Source organism: Streptomyces finlayi, assembly GCF_014216315.1.
Classification (GTDB): Bacteria; Actinomycetota; Actinomycetes; order Streptomycetales; family Streptomycetaceae; genus Streptomyces; species Streptomyces finlayi_A.
In genome coordinates this window covers 5,970,726-5,988,610 of sequence record NZ_CP045702.1, presented here as the reverse complement: position 1 = coordinate 5,988,610, position 17,885 = coordinate 5,970,726, and the positions used below count along the sequence as shown (strand labels likewise).

18 protein-coding genes and 1 pseudogene are annotated in these 17,885 nt (G+C 70.5%); 11 read left to right on the top strand and 8 right to left on the bottom strand.

The features are described 5' to 3' along the window. Positions 1–34: 34 nt before the first annotated feature. Together F0344_RS27385 and F0344_RS27380 are read left to right on the top strand one after the other, a co-directional pair. Positions 35–443 (top strand): annotated as a pseudogene (locus tag F0344_RS27385) (helix-turn-helix transcriptional regulator); the annotation flags it as partial. A gap of 62 nt (positions 444–505) precedes the next feature. After that, complete coding sequence (locus F0344_RS27380) at positions 506–1,027, top strand: DUF4240 domain-containing protein (protein ID WP_185302927.1); 522 nt, start codon at positions 506–508, stop codon at positions 1,025–1,027. 112 nt (positions 1,028–1,139) lie between these two features. Here the strand turns inward: F0344_RS27380 and F0344_RS27375 are convergent, their stop codons facing one another. Continuing rightward, on the bottom strand, positions 1,140–1,658 hold the full coding sequence (locus tag F0344_RS27375) for a GNAT family N-acetyltransferase (protein WP_185301295.1): 519 nt from the start codon (positions 1,656–1,658) through the stop codon (positions 1,140–1,142). 114 nt (positions 1,659–1,772) lie between these two features. Here F0344_RS27375 and F0344_RS27370 point away from each other — a divergent pair, with 114 nt between their 5' ends. Together F0344_RS27370 and F0344_RS27365 are read left to right on the top strand one after the other, a co-directional pair. Next, positions 1,773–2,672: a TIGR01777 family oxidoreductase gene (locus F0344_RS27370; RefSeq protein WP_185301294.1), complete on the top strand. Its 900-nt coding sequence runs from the start codon at positions 1,773–1,775 to the stop codon at positions 2,670–2,672. Between the two features lie 154 nt (positions 2,673–2,826). Beyond that, positions 2,827–4,134, top strand: a complete 1,308-nt coding sequence (locus F0344_RS27365) for an NAD(P)/FAD-dependent oxidoreductase (protein ID WP_185301293.1) — start codon at positions 2,827–2,829, stop codon at positions 4,132–4,134. A 151-nt stretch (positions 4,135–4,285) separates the two neighbouring features. Here F0344_RS27365 and F0344_RS27360 read toward each other — a convergent pair whose 3' ends face one another. Further along, positions 4,286–6,166, bottom strand: coding sequence for a regulator (locus F0344_RS27360; RefSeq protein WP_185301292.1), 1,881 nt, complete (start codon positions 6,164–6,166; stop codon positions 4,286–4,288). Between the two features lie 268 nt (positions 6,167–6,434). Here F0344_RS27360 and lipB point away from each other — a divergent pair, with 268 nt between their 5' ends. From lipB to F0344_RS27340, 4 genes are all read left to right on the top strand, one after another. Next, on the top strand, positions 6,435–7,286 hold the full coding sequence (gene lipB, locus F0344_RS27355; protein ID WP_185301291.1) for a lipoyl(octanoyl) transferase LipB: 852 nt from the start codon (positions 6,435–6,437) through the stop codon (positions 7,284–7,286). 139 nt (positions 7,287–7,425) lie between these two features. Then, complete coding sequence (lipA, locus tag F0344_RS27350; protein ID WP_185301290.1) at positions 7,426–8,406, top strand: lipoyl synthase; 981 nt, start codon at positions 7,426–7,428, stop codon at positions 8,404–8,406. Positions 8,407–8,678: 272 nt separating this feature from the next. Next, entirely contained in the window at positions 8,679–8,879 is a 201-nt protein-coding gene (locus F0344_RS27345) for an SCO2195 family GlnR-regulated protein (protein ID WP_185301289.1), read from the top strand. Between the two features lie 19 nt (positions 8,880–8,898). Continuing rightward, on the top strand, positions 8,899–9,606 hold the full coding sequence (locus tag F0344_RS27340; protein ID WP_185301288.1) for a DUF4191 domain-containing protein: 708 nt from the start codon (positions 8,899–8,901) through the stop codon (positions 9,604–9,606). A gap of 217 nt (positions 9,607–9,823) precedes the next feature. On the opposite strand, the gene F0344_RS27335 is transcribed toward F0344_RS27340, so the two are convergent. Then, positions 9,824–10,231: an RDD family protein gene (locus F0344_RS27335; RefSeq protein WP_185302926.1), complete on the bottom strand. Its 408-nt coding sequence runs from the start codon at positions 10,229–10,231 to the stop codon at positions 9,824–9,826. A gap of 282 nt (positions 10,232–10,513) precedes the next feature. Between F0344_RS27335 and glnA the strand changes: the two genes are divergently transcribed. After that, on the top strand, positions 10,514–11,923 hold the full coding sequence (glnA, locus tag F0344_RS27330) for a type I glutamate--ammonia ligase (protein ID WP_185301287.1): 1,410 nt from the start codon (positions 10,514–10,516) through the stop codon (positions 11,921–11,923). An 83-nt stretch (positions 11,924–12,006) separates the two neighbouring features. Beyond that, entirely contained in the window at positions 12,007–12,348 is a 342-nt protein-coding gene (locus F0344_RS27325; RefSeq protein WP_185301286.1) for a hypothetical protein, read from the top strand. Here F0344_RS27325 and F0344_RS27320 read toward each other — a convergent pair. Beyond that, complete coding sequence (locus tag F0344_RS27320) at positions 12,296–12,853, bottom strand: hypothetical protein (protein ID WP_258050141.1); 558 nt, start codon at positions 12,851–12,853, stop codon at positions 12,296–12,298. The two genes, F0344_RS27325 and F0344_RS27320, sit on opposite strands and share 53 nt — an antisense overlap. A 262-nt stretch (positions 12,854–13,115) precedes the next feature. Here F0344_RS27320 and F0344_RS27315 point away from each other — a divergent pair, with 262 nt between their 5' ends. After that, positions 13,116–13,478 (top strand): MmpS family transport accessory protein, encoded by a 363-nt coding sequence (locus F0344_RS27315; protein WP_185301285.1) that lies wholly within the window; start codon positions 13,116–13,118, stop codon positions 13,476–13,478. A gap of 95 nt (positions 13,479–13,573) precedes the next feature. On the opposite strand, the gene F0344_RS27310 is transcribed toward F0344_RS27315, so the two are convergent. The 4 genes from F0344_RS27310 to F0344_RS27295 form a co-directional block, all read right to left on the bottom strand. Further along, positions 13,574–13,819: a hypothetical protein gene (locus F0344_RS27310; protein WP_258050306.1), complete on the bottom strand. Its 246-nt coding sequence runs from the start codon at positions 13,817–13,819 to the stop codon at positions 13,574–13,576. Positions 13,820–14,265: 446 nt separating this feature from the next. Continuing rightward, positions 14,266–16,074: a choline/carnitine O-acyltransferase gene (locus F0344_RS27305; protein ID WP_185301284.1), complete on the bottom strand. Its 1,809-nt coding sequence runs from the start codon at positions 16,072–16,074 to the stop codon at positions 14,266–14,268. 39 nt (positions 16,075–16,113) lie between these two features. Beyond that, positions 16,114–16,914: a class I SAM-dependent methyltransferase gene (locus F0344_RS27300; protein WP_185301283.1), complete on the bottom strand. Its 801-nt coding sequence runs from the start codon at positions 16,912–16,914 to the stop codon at positions 16,114–16,116. Positions 16,915–16,973: 59 nt separating this feature from the next. Continuing rightward, positions 16,974–17,837 (bottom strand): HalD/BesD family halogenase, encoded by an 864-nt coding sequence (locus F0344_RS27295; RefSeq protein ID WP_185301282.1) that lies wholly within the window; start codon positions 17,835–17,837, stop codon positions 16,974–16,976. Between the last annotated feature and the right edge of the window lie 48 nt (positions 17,838–17,885).

Sequence of the window (17,885 nt, the reverse complement as noted above, 5' to 3'; positions counted from 1 at the left end):
CCCGGCGATCGAGGGCTCCGCTGGACCTGCCCGGCGGCCGCCGGCCCCGTACGGGCTCGTCCTGAAGGGTGGGACCTGATATCCCTGCGCCCGGGCCGAGGACAGCCTCCGGGTGTACCGGATCGACCGGTTCTCCGCCGTCACGGCGACCGACGAGCGCTTCGTACGCGACGAGGACTTCGGCCTGCCCGGCTTCCGGGACGCCCGCTCCGCGCGGTTCGCCTGTCCATCCTCCGTACCGAGTACCGAGGTGACCGTACGCGTCTCCGAGGCGGGTGCCCGGCGCCGACGGCCGGCGCACGGTCACCCTGCCCGTGAAGTCGCTCGACATCGCGTACGGCCAGTTGCCGGCGCTGGGACCCGAGCTGGAAGTCCTCGAACCGGCCGGCCCGCGCGCACGATTCGCCGACGCGGCCGAACGGCTGCGCGATCTCTACCGGTGAAGGGCTTCATTTCGGTGTCTCCGCGTGCATCGCCCGCCGTCAGGGCCGATGCTTGTCCCGTGATGGACGAGACGGAGTTCTGGCAGATCATCGACAGCACCCGCGAGGCCGCCGAGGGCGACCCCGAGGACCATGCCGATCTGCTGGTCGAACGGCTGGTGCAGCTCGACCCCGACTCCGTGCTGGACTTCGCCCGGCATTTCGAGGTCCGCTACAACCGCGCGTACCGCTGGGATCTGTGGGGCGCCGCCGCGGTGCTGCTCGGCGGGGCGAGCGACGACGCCTTCGACTACTTCCGGTGCTGGCTGATCGGCCAGGGCCGGGAGGTCTTCGAAGGGGCGTTGCACGATCCGGACAGCCTCGCCGAGCTCCTCGACGACTTCGACGAGGAGTTCGACGGGGACGGCGAGGAGCTCGGTTACGCCGCCGACGAGGCGTACGAGCAACTCACCGGAGTGGTCGCGCCGGACCTCGGTGTCCCGCCCCAGCCCACCGAGCCGGAGGGCGTGCCCTTCAGCCTGGAGGGCGACTCCCAGCTGGCCACGCGCTTTCCCTCGCTCCGGGACCGCTTCGGCCCGTCCTGAGACCCGGGCCTCGGGCGGCGCGACCACCCGCAGGCCCTGCTCGCCGTACTCGCTCGCCGGTGCGCGTCGCGCTGCGCACCTTCCACCGGTACTTCCGCTCCAAGCAGGCTGTTCAGAGGGTGAGCGAGCGCCCCATCAGCACGTCGTCGACGTACCGTCCGTGCAGGAAGAACTCGCCGGGCAGCACACCCTCGACGGCGAAGCCCTCCGCCGCGTACAGCGCGCGGGCGGGGGTGTTGTGCCCGAGGACGCGCAGGGTGATGCGGTTCGCGCCCTGGCGCCGCGCCTCGGCGAACGAGGCGCGCAGCAGGTTCCGCCCGAGACCGCGCCCGCGCGCCCAGTCGGCCACGGCGAGGCCCTGTATCTGGCGCACATGTGCGTTGCAGGCGAGCGGGGTGGGCGCGACCAGCCGGATGTATCCGGCGACGACCGCCTCGCCGTCGGCGTTCTCGGCCTCCGCGACGAGGAAGTCCGCGGGCCGGTGCCCCGCGCCGAAGAAGGGGTCGTACGGGGGCTGGGGCCGCGGCTGCACCGCGTGCAGCGTCGACCAGGTGGCCCGGTCGAGTTCAGCCAGCGCCTCACCGTCGGCGAGAGCGGCCTGACGGACGGGGCGGGTACGCAGTTCGGGCATGCGTTCCACTGTGGCACGCCGCCCCCGTCCGGTCAGCGCACTTTCGCGGACCGGGACGCCCGCCGCACGGCCGGAACACGGCGGCGCGGAGCACGTCTGAGGCAGGATGGCCCCATGTCGCACTCCCGTATCGCCATCACCGGTTCGACCGGACTCATCGGAGCGGCGCTGGTGCGTTCGCTCCTCGCCGACGGGCACGAGGTGGTCCGCCTGGTGCGCCGCCCGCCCGCCACGGGCGACGAGGTGGAGTGGGATCCCAAGCGCCAGTACGTCGACGTGGCGGGGCTCGTGGGCTGTGACGCCGTCGTCCACCTGGCCGGTGCCGGAGTCGGCGACCGCCGCTGGACGGAGGCGTACAAACGCGAGATCCGGGACAGCCGGGTGCTGGGCACGGCGGCGATCGCCGAGGCCGTCGCTTCCCTCGACGCTCCGCCGAAGGTGCTGCTGTCCGGGTCGGCCATCGGCTACTACGGCGACACCGGGGACCGCGCGGTCGACGAGAGCGCCCCTCCCGGCGAAGGTTTTCTGCCGTCCGTCTGCGTGGAGTGGGAGGAGGCCGCGGCCGCCGCGCAGGAGGCGGGCGTCCGCACCGTGTTCGGGCGCACGGGCCTGGTCGTGGCACGGGAGGGTGGGGCCTGGGGGCGGCTGTTCCCGTTGTTCAGGGCGGGTCTCGGCGGGCGGCTCGGAAACGGTCGCCAGTTCTGGAGCTTCATCGCGCTGCACGACCACATCGCGGCGCTGCGGCACATCATCGACACCCCGGCGCTGTCGGGCCCGGTCAATCTGACCGGGCCCGACCCGGTCACCAACCGGGAGGTGACGGCCGCGATGGGACGGGTGCTGCACCGCCCGACCCTGCTCACCGCTCCGGCGCCGGCGCTGCGGATCGCGCTGGGCGGCTTCGCGACGGACGTGCTGGGCAGCCAGCGGGTGCTGCCCGGCCAACTGCTCGGCTCGGGCTTCTCGTTCGCGTTCCCCGGCATCGACGGGGCGATCCGGGCAGCCCTGCGCTGACGCCGCTGTGCGACCCCGTGCCCCGGTGCCCGGGGCACGCGCTGCTGCGCCCGTATCAGCCATCCTCCTAGCCTCGACCCGAACTCGGGCATTCCGGCGGCCTGTTGGGGGCAAGAGCCTCCCACCAGTCGCACCGACTCGGGGAGGGGCAGACGTGATCGGCACGGCACACCACGCAGATGTGATCATCATCGGGGCCGGGCCAGCCGGCCTGTCGGCGGCCCATCAGCTCAACCGCGCGGGGGTGAGCGTCAGCGTCCTGGAGGCAGCCCCCTGTGTCGGCGGCCGGATGGCCACGCATGACGTGGACGGATTCCGGCTCGACCACCTGGGACCTCTGCTCAGTTCCTCCTGCCCGGAGCTGGGCCTCGCGCCCGCTCTCGAAGGGCTGGTGCTGCGGGACTTCGCACCCGGGCTGCTGGTCCACAGTGAGGGCCGCCAGTACCGCACCGGCACCATACGGAGCGCGAGGGGCGCTCTCAGAGCAGTGCGCTCCCGATCGAGCGCCCCCCATGCACCACTGGGCGGGGCGATCGAGCAGGCCCGCCTGGGCGCGGCACTGGGCCGACTGGCCTCCACGCCCGTCCCCCGCCTCCTGGCCCGGCCGGAACGGACCGCCCTCGCCGCCCTGGCGGCCCGCGGCCTCCCGTCCCGTACGGTCAACGGATTCCTGCGCCCACTGCTCTCCGCGCTGCTCAGTGACCCCGCGCTCACCACATCGAGCCGTGTGGCCGATCTCGCCCTGCGCGGCTATGCGCGCGGCAGGCTGTGCGTACCGGCGGGCGGTTCCTCGACCCTGCCGGAAATCCTGGCGGCCACGCTGCCACCCGGCACCGTACGGACCGGCGTCCATGTCACCGCCGCCGGAATCACCTCGGTGCGCACCAAGGAGCACGGTGAACTGCGCTGCCGTTCCCTGCTGCTGGCCACCGGGGCCGGCGCCGCCGCCGAGCTGCTGCCCGGGCTGCGGATACCGTCGTTCCACCCGGTGACGGTGCTGCACCACACGACGCCCGCTCCCCCGCCGGCCGGCACCTCACTGCTGCTTGACGCCGACCGTTCGGGACCGGTCTCGCACACCGCCGTGATGAGCGAGGTCGACCCCTCACGCGCCCCGCACGGCCGGTCGCTGATCACGTCGACGGTGCTCGGCACGCCTCCACCGGACCTCGACCGCACGGTCCGCAGGCACCTCGCGGCGCTGTACGGAACCTCCACGGACGACTGGGAGCTGCTGGCGGCCCATCACGATCCGGAGGCGGTCCCCGCGATGCCCGCCCCGCACGATCCGCGCCGCCCGGTCCGGATGCTCGCCGGGCTGTACGTGTGCGGCGACCACCGCGATACGAGCACGGTCCAGGGGGCCCTGCACTCGGGCCGCCGTGCCGCATCCGCGATCCTCGCCGACCTGGGGGTGCGCGAAGGGTGCGAGGCGGGGGCGCCGCTCACCACGGCCGCCTGAGGGGTCCGCCCAGGCCTCGCGCCGGGGAGCACTCGCATCGGACCTCTCCCATCATGACCCGTGCACATCGCGTACGGCCCGCGGATTGCCGCTCCCGGGTGAGGAGCGCCCGCAAGGGGTGAGTGACCGTCAGCTCATCTACCGGGCCGCGTCAGCCGAGGGCGGCGACACGGTCCCGGTAGTGGCGTACGGCCGCCGCGTCCCGGTACGGCTCCAGGCGGCGCTCGAAGTCACGTACGTACTCCGTGGCCCGTACCGATCTCATCTCCGATGCCTGCTGCGCCGCATCGGCGCCCAGGGAGCACGCCTGGTCGAGCTCTCCGAGCCCGAGCCGCGCGGAGGCGAGCACCACCTGACAGAACAGCCGGCTGCGGGCGTACGCCGGAGCGCGGAGCTGGAGCGAGCGTTCCGCGTGCTGGGCCGAGGTCCTGTAGGACTGGAGGTCACGGTGGCAGTGTCCGAACTCGTCGGCGAGCTGGGCCTCGTCGAAGTACCTGGCCCAGTGCGGGATCTCGTCCCCGGGCCTGGCGGCCTCCAGGGCGCGTTCCGCCCGGGCGAGCGCGGCGGTGCAGGTCCTGGCCTCACCGAGCACACCGTGCCCCCGGGCCTCGACCGCGTGCAGTATGGCCTGCACGACGGGCGGCGCGGACGAACCGATGCCCTGCTGGGCGACGCGCGCCAGCTGGACGGCCTCCCTGCCGTGGCCGAGATACACGGCCTGCCTGCTCATGGTCATCAGGACGTAGCTGCCGTACCCCCGGTCCCCCGCGGCCTGCGCGAGCCTCAGCGCCTGGACGAAGTACCGCTGGGCGAGACCGTGGGCGGCGATGTCGTACGAGGTCCAGCCCGCCAGCCTGGTCAGGTCGGCGGCCGCGGAGAACAGCCGTCGGCCGGTGGCCTCGCCGTAGCTCCCTCGCAGCATGGGCTCCGCCTCGTGCTCCAGATAGCGGACGAGGGCCTGCCGGGCGTGACCGCCGCCGTAGGCGTCGTCGAGGGTGCGGAAGAGTTCGCCGACCGAGCGCAGGGCGGCGATGTCTCCACTGCTCACCCGCTGGCCCGGGCCCCGGTCGATCTGCCGCTGGCGCGGCACGGTCGAGAGGGCGGCGGGCGGCGGGGCCGGATGCGTGGGCGGGCGCGCGGGACCGGGGCGGGCACTGTTCCGGCCGGCCTGCCCGTGCACCGTGGTGGCCTTGTGCGGCGCATAGGAGGAGGCGTGGGGGGCGTGGGCGGCCTGGGCGGCCTGGGCGGCCTGGGCGGCGTGAGGGGCGTGAGGGGCGTGGGCGGCGTGAGGGGCGTGAGGGGCGTGGGCGGCGTGAGGGGCGTGAGGGGCGTGGGCGGCGTGAGGGGCGTGAGGGGCGTGGGAACCGCCCGCCACGGTCACCGATCCCGCCCCTCCTGCCCGTCCCGCTCCTTCGGGAGCACCCAGCCCGCCCGTACCGCTCGCCCCGGGCGGACCGACCGCCCCCGCCGCCCCTGACGCACCATGAGCCCCACCGCTCATGACCGAGCCGACAGCACCGGCGGCACCGCCCGTCCCTGCCGCACCACGCGGCGCTGCGGCCGTCGCCGGTGACTCGGTGCTGCCCACCCGCTCGTCGGCCCGCCCGATCAGCCAGTCCCGGCTGGGGACGACGAGCCCCGCGGGCGTGAACGCGATCTTCCTTAACTCCGCATGGCTTCCCGAATCCTTCCGCCACAGCCCGCTGACGATGTCGACCGCCTCGGCGGGCGTCGCCGCGAACTCCAGACCGGCGTAGACGGGAGCGCAGGCGTCGAGCCCGAGATCCTGGGCGGAGAGCCGCCGCCCCAGCCGTCGGGTGAAGACCTCGGCGATCAGCGCGGGAGTGGTTCCCCGAGGCTGCTGGCCCCGCAGCCAGCGGGTCACGGAGGTCTTGTCGTACCGCAGATCGAGGCCGTGCTCCAGACCGAGTTGATCAACCCGGCGGGCCAGACCCGCATGGGAGAACCCGGCTTCGGCGATGAGCGAGGCGAGCCGGCGGTTGGGGGTGCGCTGCGGAGGTCGTTCCGACATCAGCTGTACGGTCTCCTGCCTTCGGGGCCGGGCGGGCAGCCCTTATGGAACGGCGCGAACTTAGCCGCCCCGGCCATACCCCCGGCCGCCTTCGCCCCACATTCATCCGATCGTGTGAGGATTGTCGGCGGCGCTGACGGAAACGACCTGCCGGGCCGCACCGACGACGGCGGTCGTACAGTGGCTGGGGGCGCACACCAGTGCAGGGTGACGTGGTTCCGGGGACACCCCCCGGGCCTCCGGCACCGCGAGTAGGGAGGCACCTGAAGTGAGTGAGCTGCGGTTCGTCCGTCTGGGATTCGGCGAGGATTCCGTCGAGTACCAGGAGGCCTGGCAGAAGCAGCGCGAGGTGCATGCCGCTCGCTTCGAGGACACGGTCCCCGATACGTGCCTGCTCCTCGAGCACCCGCCCGTCTACACGGCGGGCCGGCGCACGGCGGAGAACGAGCGCCCCCTGGACGGCACCCCGGTCATCGACGTCGACCGTGGCGGCAAGATCACCTGGCACGGCCCGGGCCAGCTCGTCGGCTATCCCATCCAGAAGCTTCCGCGCCCGGTCGACGTCGTCGCGCACGTCCGTCGCCTGGAGGACGCGCTGATCCGTACGGCGGCCGAGTTCGGCGTCGAGACGTCCCGGGTCGAGGGCCGCAGCGGGGTCTGGGTCCTGGGCGACCCGGTCGAGGAGCGGGCGGCGCTCGGGGGGCTCTCCCTCGACTTCGATCCGCGCCTTCAGGACGAGGAGTTCGACCCGCGGATGAACGGCCCGGAGTACGCGCCGTCCAACGCGGGCCAGCGACGCGAGGACCGCAAGCTCGCCGCGATCGGCATCCGGGTCGCCAAGGGTGTGACCATGCACGGCTTCGCGCTCAACGTGAACCCGGACAACACCTGGTTCGACCGGATCGTGCCGTGCGGCATCCGGGACGCGGGCGTCACCTCACTCGCGTACGAACTGGGCCGCGACCTGACGATCGCGGAGGTCCTTCCGGTCCTGGAGAAGCACCTCAGGGACGTCCTGGAGAACGCGGCACTCGCACCCCGGGCCGTAGCGCCCACGGAGGCCGCCGTCCCGGCCTCCGTGCCCGCCGTGGAGCCGGCAAGCGCCCCGGCGCCCGCCTGACACGGGTCCCGGCCCCGCCCCCGGGCGGGGAATACGCCCCGTCGGCCCCAGGTTGGCCAGACGTAAGGCCGTTCTAACTACGGGCGTACCCTGGTGTTTACCGAAGATTCGAATGCAGCGAAAGCAAAGGGGAGCCGGAGTGTCCGCTGTCGCACCCGACGGGCGCAAGATGCTGCGCCTGGAGGTCCGGAACAGCCAGACCCCCATCGAGCGCAAGCCCGAGTGGATCAAAACGCGGGCGAAGATGGGTCCCGAGTACACGCAGATGCAGAAACTCGTGAAGAGCGAGGGCCTGCACACCGTGTGCCAGGAGGCCGGCTGTCCGAACATCTACGAATGCTGGGAAGACCGCGAGGCCACGTTCCTCATCGGTGGCGACCAGTGCACCCGACGCTGTGACTTCTGTCAGATCGACACCGGCAAGCCCGCCGATCTCGATCTCGACGAGCCGCGCCGCGTCGGCGAGTCCGTCGTCACGATGGACCTGAACTACGCCACCATCACCGGCGTCGCTCGCGACGACCTGGAGGACGGCGGAGCCTGGCTGTACGCGGAAACGGTCCGCCAGATCCACGGCCTGACCGCGGAGCGGGAGGCGGGCGCCACCAAGGTGGAGCTGCTGATCCCCGACTTCAACGCGGAGCCCGCACAGCTCGCCGAGGTCTTCTCCTCGCGCCCCGAGGTGCTGGCGCACAACGTCGAGACGGTTCCGCGGATCTTCAAGCGGATCCGCCCCGGTTTCCGTTACGAGCGCTCCCTGGAAGTCATCACGCGGGCCCGCGAGGCCGGTCTGGTGACGAAGTCCAACCTGATCCTCGGCATGGGCGAGACCCGCGAGGAGGTCAGTGAGGCGCTCCAGGATCTGCACGACGCAGGTTGCGAGCTCATCACGATTACGCAGTACCTGCGGCCGTCCGTGCGGCACCACCCGGTCGAGCGCTGGGTGAAGCCGCACGAGTTCGTGGAGCTGAAGGACGAGGCCGACGCGATCGGTTACTCCGGCGTGATGTCGGGCCCGCTCGTCCGCTCCTCGTACCGTGCCGGACGCCTCTTCCAGCAGGCGATCGAGCGGCGTCAGGCGCTGGCGGCGGCGTCGGCGACGACCACGCCGAACATGTGAAACCGGGCACAGGCGACTACTGAGCGGTACCGCTCGATTCGACGCGGCTCATGCGCTCCTCGCAGGTCGGGGACGCGTATGGGCCGCGTCGGCGTGCACGGCGCCGAATTCCAGGTTTCATTGGTGTTTGACCACCTGGTCATGCGCTGGTAACACCAAGCAGTGACCCTGGGTACACACACGGCTGCAGTTCCGTCGGGCCGCCGCGTGCCACCCCTTCCCGCACTCAGTCCGCGCCAGTCAGCGCATCCGCTCCGAGAGGGAACACCACCATGCAGGCCGTGCCGGTACGCGCCAACGCCATCCCGTCCGTCACCATCGCCCTCCGTGCCGTCGAGTCGCTGCTGCTGAGCAGCGGCCAGCGCACCGCCCGTCGTAACGCCTGGACCTCGGTCCTGGAGGACCGCCGCAGGGCCAAGGACCGGGTCGAGGTCCAGCATGTACTGGAGGCCGTGGCCGACCATCGTTCCTAGGCCACGTAAACTCGGGTACATGGCGAGGAAGGCAAACACGGAAGGCGCGGACAGCGCCGAGAACGCGGGGCGGCTCAAGCAGATCGCCCTGACCTACAAGATGACCAGGCGGACCGACCCCAAGATCGGTCTTGTCATCGCGGGTGTGGGAATCGTCACCTTCGGTGTCGTCCTCGCGATCGGTTTCTTGATCGACCACCCCGTCTACGCGGGCATTCTGGGCTTTCTCCTGGCGTTCCTCTCGATGGCGATCATCTTCGGGCGGCGCGCCGAGAAGGCGGCCTTCGGACAGATGGAGGGGCAGCCGGGCGCGGCAGCGGCCGTACTGGACCGGGTGGGCCGTGGCTGGACCACGACTCCCGCGGTCGCGATGAACCGCAGCCAGGACGTCGTTCACCGCGCCGTGGGCAAGGCGGGCATCGTGCTGGTGGCCGAGGGCAACCCGAACCGGGTGAAGAGCCTGCTGGCGGCCGAGAAGAAGCGGATGGCACGCATCGTGGTGGACGTGCCGGTGCACGACATCATCGTCGGTGACGGCGAGGGGCAGGTGCCGCTGAAGAAGGTGCGTACCAAGATGCTGAAGCTCCCCCGCGTCCTCACCGGCCCGCAGGTCACGGCGGCCAACGACCGGCTGCGGGCGATGGGCGACCTGATGAGCAACATGCCGCTGCCGAAGGGTCCGATGCCCAAGGGCATGCGGATGCCGCGCGGCGGAAAGATGCGCTGACTCCACCCGTACAGCTCACCCGTACAGCTCGTTTCCTCGTACACGTTCCCCGTACTGGTTCCTCGTACAAGAAGGGGCGGCTCCGGACCGACAGGCCCGGCCGCCCCTTCGTCACGTCGTCGTCACATCGCCGCCGCCGACGGTCTGGATGCCGGCCCGGCGGGGCGGCCCTTGGCGGGACGTTCCCAGATCCAGAACCCTGACCTGCGCGACCGTCCTAGATCCTGACCTGCACGGCGCGCGCCAGCCGGTCGTGCAAGCCGCGGCCGTCGCGGTCCCAGACCAGCGCCGGAATGACCAGGAGGAGCAGCACGGTCCTGGTGATCACGCGTCCGGCACCGAGCCGCTCGCCGTTCTCGGCGAGGACCCGCAGGCCCAGGATGCGCTTGCCGGGCGTGCTGCCGATGGTTCCGACGGTCAGCGCGCTGAGTACGAGGAAGACGCCGAGCGCCCAGTTTCCGGCGGCCTGCTGGTCACCGCGAGCGAGCAGCCCGTATGCGATCACCATGCACAGCGCCCAGTCGATGAAGACCGCCGCGAAGCGCCGGCCCACCCGGGCCACGGACCCCGGGCCCTGCTCGGGCAGTCCGAGTCGCTTTCCCCGGTAGCCGAAGTCGACGCCCATGTCCTCGGCGGCCGCGCGGGGCCCGGACAGCCACGATCCGATTACTTGCCTGTTGTCCACCCGTCCACGGTACTGCGCCCGCGTTTGCGCCCGGCCGGGCGGGGCACGGAAGACGTCGCTGAGGTGCCGCGCCCAGTTCGCCCGGTTAACTTGGGCGAAACAAATGGGTCATGCTTGAGAAATCCCGTCTGCCTATGGTCGGGTCCAGCGTGTGCCACCGCACTGGCCGCACGACAGAGCTGCAACCCCGCCCTTCTCCGGGTCGGGAGTAGGAGGAGTTGGATGTTCCAGAACGCCGACGACGTGAAGAAGTACATCGCCGACGAAGACGTCAAGTTCATCGATGTCCGGTTCTGCGACCTGCCCGGTGTGATGCAGCACTTCACCATCCCGGCGGCGGTCTTCGACCCGACCGAGGAGCTCGCGTTCGACGGCTCGTCGATCCGTGGCTTCCAGGCCATCCACGAGTCCGACATGGCGCTCCGCGCGGACCTCTCGACCGCTCGTGTCGACCCGTTCCGCCGCGACAAGACCGTCAACATCAACTTCTTCATCCACGACCCGATCACCGGCGAGCAGTACAGCCGTGACCCGCGGAACGTGGCCAAGAAGGCCGAGGCGTACCTGGCCTCCACCGGCATCGCCGACACGGCGTACTTCGGCCCCGAGGCCGAGTTCTACGTGTTCGACAACGTCCGCTTCCAGACCTCGGCGAACGAGTCCTTCTACCACATCGACTCCGAGGCAGGCGCCTGGAACACCGGGTCGGAGGAGAACAACCGCGGCTACAAGGTCCGCTACAAGGGCGGTTACTTCCCGACGCCGCCGGTCGACCACTTCGCCGACCTGCGTGCCGAGATCTCCCTGGAGCTGGACAAGAACGGCCTCCAGGTCGAGCGCCAGCACCACGAGGTCGGCACCGCCGGCCAGGCGGAGATCAACTACAAGTTCAACACGCTGCTCGCCGCGGCCGACGACCTGATGCTCTTCAAGTACATCGTGAAGAACGTCGCCTGGCGCAACGGCAAGACCGCGACCTTCATGCCGAAGCCGATCTTCGGCGACAACGGCTCGGGCATGCACGTCCACCAGTCCCTCTGGGCCGGTGGCGAGCCGCTGTTCTACGACGAGCAGGGTTACGCGGGCCTGTCGGACATGGCGCGCTACTACATCGGCGGCATCCTGAAGCACGCCCCGTCGCTGCTGGCGTTCACCAACCCGACGGTGAACTCGTACCACCGCCTGGTGCCCGGCTTCGAGGCCCCGGTCAACATGGTCTACTCGCAGCGCAACCGCTCCGCCGCGATGCGCATCCCGATCACGGGCTCGAACCCGAAGGCCAAGCGCGTCGAGTTCCGTGCCCCGGACCCGTCCTCGAACCCGTACCTCGCCTTCTCGGCGCTGCTGATGGCCGGCCTGGACGGCGTCAAGAACAAGATCGAGCCGGCGGAGCCGATCGACAAGGACCTGTACGAGCTGGCTCCCGAGGAGCACGCGAACGTCCAGCAGGTCCCGACCTCGCTGCCGGCCGTGCTGGAGGCCCTGGAGGCGGACCACGACTACCTGCTGGCCGGCGGTGTCTTCACCCCCGACCTGATCGAGACGTGGATCGACTACAAGCGCGTGCACGAGATCGCCCCCATCCAGCTCCGCCCGCACCCGCACGAGTTCGAGCTGTACTTCGACCTCTAAAGATGTGACGCCGGACGTATGAGCCAGGGCCGTTACCCCTTGACCGGGGGTGGCGGCCCTTGCTCGTGTGCGGTCAGCTGTCCGTGTTCTGCGCGCCGGGGGAGAAGGCGGTCGACCTCGCCCTGAGCCACGTGCGGTCCGGCCCAGGTGGGAGGCGGAGAGGCGGCAAGCGGCGCACGGAACTCCTCGGCACGGCTTGCGGCCGCTCAAGCCGAAAAAAGGAACGCATATACGAGGAGTTCGGCATCGACACCCACCGCGCGAGCGCCCTCGTCCTCATCGGTCACCCGATGAGTCAGCCGGAAGTCACCGAAAAGGAAATCAACGACGCGCTGCGCATTCACACGTCACATCTGAACAGGATCGAAGTCCTCACCTGCCAGGAACTGATCGACAGCGCGGAAAGAGCCCTTGAGATGGGATGAGTGCTCCCGGGCCCGTATCAGTGGCGCAGCGCCGTGCCGACCTCGGCGGTGACGTCTCCGTCGAGTGTGCGGTTACTGCGGGCCGTGGCGTCCTTCTTCTTGCCGGGCTGGACGTCGTCGACGAGACGACGACCGTCTCGACCAGTTTGTCGCCCTTGTCGCGGAAGTTGATCTGGACCGCGTACGACTGGGCGGAGTCGGAGCCGTTGGTCACCGTGAACTTCGCCGTGGAGCGGCCGTCGGCGTCCTTGCTCACGTCCCCGAGCCGGACGTCGCCCTTGGCGTTCACGCCGTCCTTGAAGCCGGCCAGCTTCTCCTGGGCGGCGGCGGTGGCGGATGCGACCAAGTCCGAGCCCTTCGACGCCAGTGACGAGGCGGCGGACGCCGCCTTGGAGGCCGCGTCCGACGCGCCACCGCCGTCTTCGTCCGAGCAGCCGACGGCCGTTGCCGCCACTGCCGCCGCCAACAGCAGGGCCCGTGCCCCTCGTACGCCGCGTCCTGTCATCTGCGCCTCCCAGCACTCGCGATGGTCTCAGTCAAGGCGGAGCCGGACGGGGCCGCATGCCGTGTACGCCGTACGTGTCACGGAGTCGCGCGAAGGAACGGGAGGGCCAACTCTGGAGGGCATGAGCGAACAGCCCCCGGACGGGAATCCAGAGCACCGGCCCGGTCAGCCCCAGTGGGGAGACCGGTCGCAGCAGCCTCCGCCGTACGGTCATTACCCTCCTGCTCCTCGGAGGCGTCGTAGGTGGCCCTGGGTCCTGCTAGTGGTCGTTCTCCTGCTGACCGGCGGCTGCGTCGCGGTCGTCGCACTGGTCGTCAACGGGGTGTCGGAGGAGAGCGACCGGACGGTCCGGGTGCGGTACGAGGTCACGGGCACCGCGAAGGGTGTGACCATCGCCTACACCACCTGGCGGGACGGTGATCTCTCGACGAGCCAGGAGACCGGGCAGAGTCTGCCGTGGAGGCGCGATGTCGAGGCCACCGGCTTCGTGAAGGGCGGGACCCTGGCCGTCACTGTCGGCGCGGCGGGCGGAAACGTCAGGTGCTCGGTGACCGTGGACGACGGTTCGCGCCGTACTGCCACGGCGTCCGGTCCGTCCGCGACGGCCACCTGCACCGGATTCTGAAGCGCCGGCAGCACCCTTGGCGGGCCGTCACGACATGCCTGTGCCCCCGGTTTCGATTTCCCGGTGGCACAGGTGTCAGGTGCGGGAGGCCGTGGTCAGCGGCCGTAACGGATCAGGGTGCGGACCATGCGGCAGGTGGTGTCGGACGGCGGGTGGATAGCGAGGCGCTCGGCCATGGTGCGTATTCGGATGTTGGTGGCGCTCGACGGCTGGTAGACGCCCGTGTCGAGCAGGGCGATCGCCAGCCGCATGGCCTTCAGGCGACGGTTGTGCGAGACGTACCACTCGCGGGGCAGATCGCCGTCGCAGGAAACGCACACGAAGTAGGCGTCGCGGACGATGTTGAGTGCTCGGCGATGAGGGCAGCGCCGGAACTCCACTTCGTTGGTGAAGCCCGTCCTTCGCTACTTGGGGGGTTGCCCCTATGTGTTTGGTCGAGCTGGATGGGTGCTGGTTCGGGCGTCTGGAACGATGCGCTTGCGCATGCCGATGTCTGAGGTGTCCGCGGATACGGGCTGACTGCCCACTGGGGACCGCAGCGTTTCGGCCTCCCGGCAGCGGCCATCGGCCCCTGACGGATGGCTGGGCCGATGGCGAGTTCCCGCACCGTGAGGCCATGACGGGCATCGCCGAGCATGGCCTCCAGCGAACCCCGGCCACCTCGCCGGGCGACGGGCGTGGGCGGCGAAACGCACATGCCGGTCGTCATGGCGGTGAAGGCCCGCCCGAGCGGGCAGGCGGCGAGCTGGGCCGTACCGGCGGCTCGCCACCTGCCCGCTGTGCGGTGTCAGCCCGCCAGCAGCTCGCGCAGTTCCACGACCGCCTCGCGGAGGCGGTCCGCGAAGGCGTGCATCTGGGCCGCCACCGGAAGCGGGGTGCTCAGGTAGAGGTTGAAGCGGTCGGGCAGCAAGACGTAGGCGATGCCGATGCACTTGCTGCTCGTGGAGCCGAAGCCGAAGTACTGGATGTTCTCCGACGGCGCCGAGCTGGTACTCAGGTAGTCGTCCCGCATTGTGAGCCAGCCCGGTGAGCGGTACAGGGCGGGCTGTTCGGTGATCCCGAGTTCGTCCCCGCGCCGGCGCTGGATGAGCTCCAGCTCCCACAGGTGCTGCTCGGGGGCGTCCCCGGCCTGGCATTCCTTCGCCCGGGCCACATGGGCGCCCGCGGCTGCACGGAAGGCGGCGCGGCGGGTTTCGCGGTCCGCCGTCGGGTCCTCCATCGCGGCTACGAAGGCCGGCATCTCGGGGGTGACGACGCGCATCGCCTCGGTCCGCCCGTGCCGGAACTGGCGGGTCGCGATCGACTCGTACGTGGCGCCGAGGTGCCCCTTGGCGCGCTGGTGGGCCAGCTGGTAGGCAGCCTGGACGAACGCGTCCGGGGATACGCCGAGCGCTTTGGCCGCCGTGCTGCCGAAGTCGTCGAACGACACGGTGCTGGTTGCGGTGTTGTGCCCGTACGCGGCGAACGCCTCAGCAGCCGTGTGCACTTGGGCCCGCTGGGTGGCGTCGAGCTCGAACACGAGGGGCTGCGGGACCGGTTGGCCCTGCGAGCGTGCGCCGGACCGGCGGGCGTGCTCCTCGGGCGGGGTGCTGAGCAGTGCGTCGGTGAAGCTGAGGATGGTCGTCCCGTCGAGCTCACAGTGCTCCACGTTGATGCCGGCCCGGCCGTTCCTGTAGACGACGAAGGAGACTGCCTTGTCGAACCAGCGGTTGCCCCGGTCTCCGTACAACAGTTCGTCGCAGGTGGCCTTGGTGTCCTCGGGTGCGAAGTCCTCCAGACAGACGCAGAACAGCGCGGTCTCGATCTCGTCCAGCGTCTCGGCGTTGCGGGGGTGGGCGAGGAGGGCGTCCCGGGCAGCCGCCCACTCCGCACGCGCCATGGTGGTGAGGTGGCCCGCCCGGTTCGCCTCGTCCGTGTGCACGTCGGCCTTGGTCACGGCGCGCAGCCCGGCTTCGATCTCGTCGAGGCTGTGCGGGGCGCCGTCCTCACCGAGCACGACCAGCCGGAACATGCTGCCCCGGAAGAACACCACGATGTGCCGGGCCGTGGAGGGACCGGGCGCGCTGTCGCTGTACGGGGCGCGCACCGTGTCCAGGGGGACACCGGGGATACGGGTCGTGGAGAAGAGGTACTTGTTCTGCACCATCGACTGGGGCACTCCGCGCTGCTCCACCGGCGCGATGAGGCCCTCGTCGAGCTGCCGCTTGTAGTTGAGCGCCCCGGCGACGAGCCCGGCCGCCCGGTCGAGCTGCCCCTGGCCGGTGTCCTGGAACAGGAAGAAGAAGTTGGCGTTGAGCGCGATCCGGTCCCGGCGGCCGAGGTAGCGGTACGGCCAGAAGGTGTCGAGCCAGCTGTGCACGCCCTCCGTGCCGTCGTACTCCTCCAGCGCCGCGTGCAGGACCCGGCCGGGTCCGTCGGGCCGCAGGAAGGCAGCGACCTCGGCCTCGGTCGCTTCCCGCTCCTCCGCGGTCAGGAGCGGTGCGCTCCAGGCGAGGAACCTCTCGCAGCTCGCCTCGAGCGTGGGCAGCGGCACGCGCGGCAGGCTGCCCTCCCGGGCGAAGGTGGCGCTGACCGCAACTTCCTGGCTGACGTTCAATTCGGCTCTGCTTTCGGTTGGTGGGAAGGGTGGCTGGTCTCAGTTCGGGCGGGAGAGGTAGAGCTGTGCGTACATCCAGCCTTCCTCCTCCAGGCCCCGCGCATCCACTCCGGCCGCCGCCATGCTGTCCAGCACGCGTGTCTGTTCGTGCGGATCGGCGAACTTCCGCTGCTTGAAGACGTCGTCGACCCTGACGGTGCGGTATCCGAGTCCGGCCAGGGCGTCCTCGACCGGGTCGAAGGGGAACATCCGCAGGACGAAGTGCGCCATCCAGGGGCGCCGTTCGCCCTGTGCCCGTACGACGCGGGTGAGGGTCCGCTCGGTGACGTAGCCGATGCAGCCCGTCGAGATCACGATGTCCGTCCCGGCGAGCCGGGCGTGCTGCTCCGGTGTGGGGTCGTCTCTCTCCAGGTCGGCGTGGACCGCTTCGTCGAGGAACCCGGCCTCGCGCGCGTAGGCCAGTGCGCTGGTGGACGCGTCCAGCCCGGTGAAGCGAAGGCCGTGCGCGGGTCTGCGGGAACGGGAGAGGTCACGGTCGCGGGCCAGGAGCTCCTCGCGGGACATCCGGGCGGCATCGCCGTAGCGCGCGTACAGCTCGTCCATCGTCGCGTCGTACTTCAGCAGGGCGGCGTTGATCCCGTAGGAGCAGCCGATGTCCAGGACGGTCGGGACCGCCACCTCCTCCGACTCCCGGTACTCCTTGATGAGCTTCTCGAAGTACGGCTTGGCCTGTTGCGGAACGCAGTAGCCGAGGGGTCGGAGCACCTGGAAGTACGTGCGCGGGTCGGGAGCGGTGTAGATGTGGTCGAGCGAGACTTTTCCGTTCGCGTCGAAACGCAAGGGGCTTACTCCTCCGTGGTTCGCGGGGCGGGGCAGGAGCGGTCTGCGCGGGCCGCCCGCTAGTCCAGCAGCTTGTCGCCCCGTACGGCCCGGCCTTCGGCAGCTTGGTGTGCGGGCAGGACGCGGCCGAAGAGCTGCCGGGTGCGGGACATACTCCCGATGACGTCGGGGCGCTCGCTGTAGGCGAAGATCGCGGAGTGGCGTGCCACGTCGCCCTGCACGGGGCTGACGCGGTGCAGCGAGTAGCGGCCCTTGAAGAGCTGCAGGTCGCCCGGCCGCAGGAGAAGGCGCTCGCCCCGGGTGCTGCCGTCCAGTACGTCGCGGACGGCGTCGAAGCGCTCGTCCTCGGCGGACCTGATGTTCGGGCAGTACTCGAAGTCACCGCCTGCCTGCGCCTGCTGGGTCAGCATGCTCACCGTGTACTCGTTGGTGTCGAAGTGCCATGGGTGCTCCATACCCGGCCGTACGACGTTGAGAACGAGCCCGGAGAGCGGGTCGGCGAGCTCATGCAGCTGCGGCAGTCCGAAGCAGTCGGCGACGAAGCGCTGGAACACCTCGTGCGCGTAGAGCCGGCTGATGAGGGCGCCCCCGGGGATGTGGTCGCGCGCGACGAACGCGTTGCCCCGCTGGAAGGTGCGCCGGCCGGGGTGGTTCTCGGGCAGGTCCGCGTCCACGGCGATGTTGTAGACGTTGACGGTCTCGACGTCGAAGTACGCCTGGGGTGCGATGGCTGCGCACTCCTGGCGCAGGACCTCGTGGAGTGACGGGCGGATGAAGTCCGGCAGTACGGTGCAGCCGACCGTGGCCAGTTCGTGCCGGGCCCGGTCGATCACCGTCTGTCCCTCGACGCTCCCTGGGTCCGACAGGGGGTAGCGGTCCGTGTCGACCACCAGGTCGAGCGTGATGGCTTGCAGCGTGCTCAATTCGACCCTCTCCACGCGCGCGTCGATAACTCAACTGACGGGTAACAG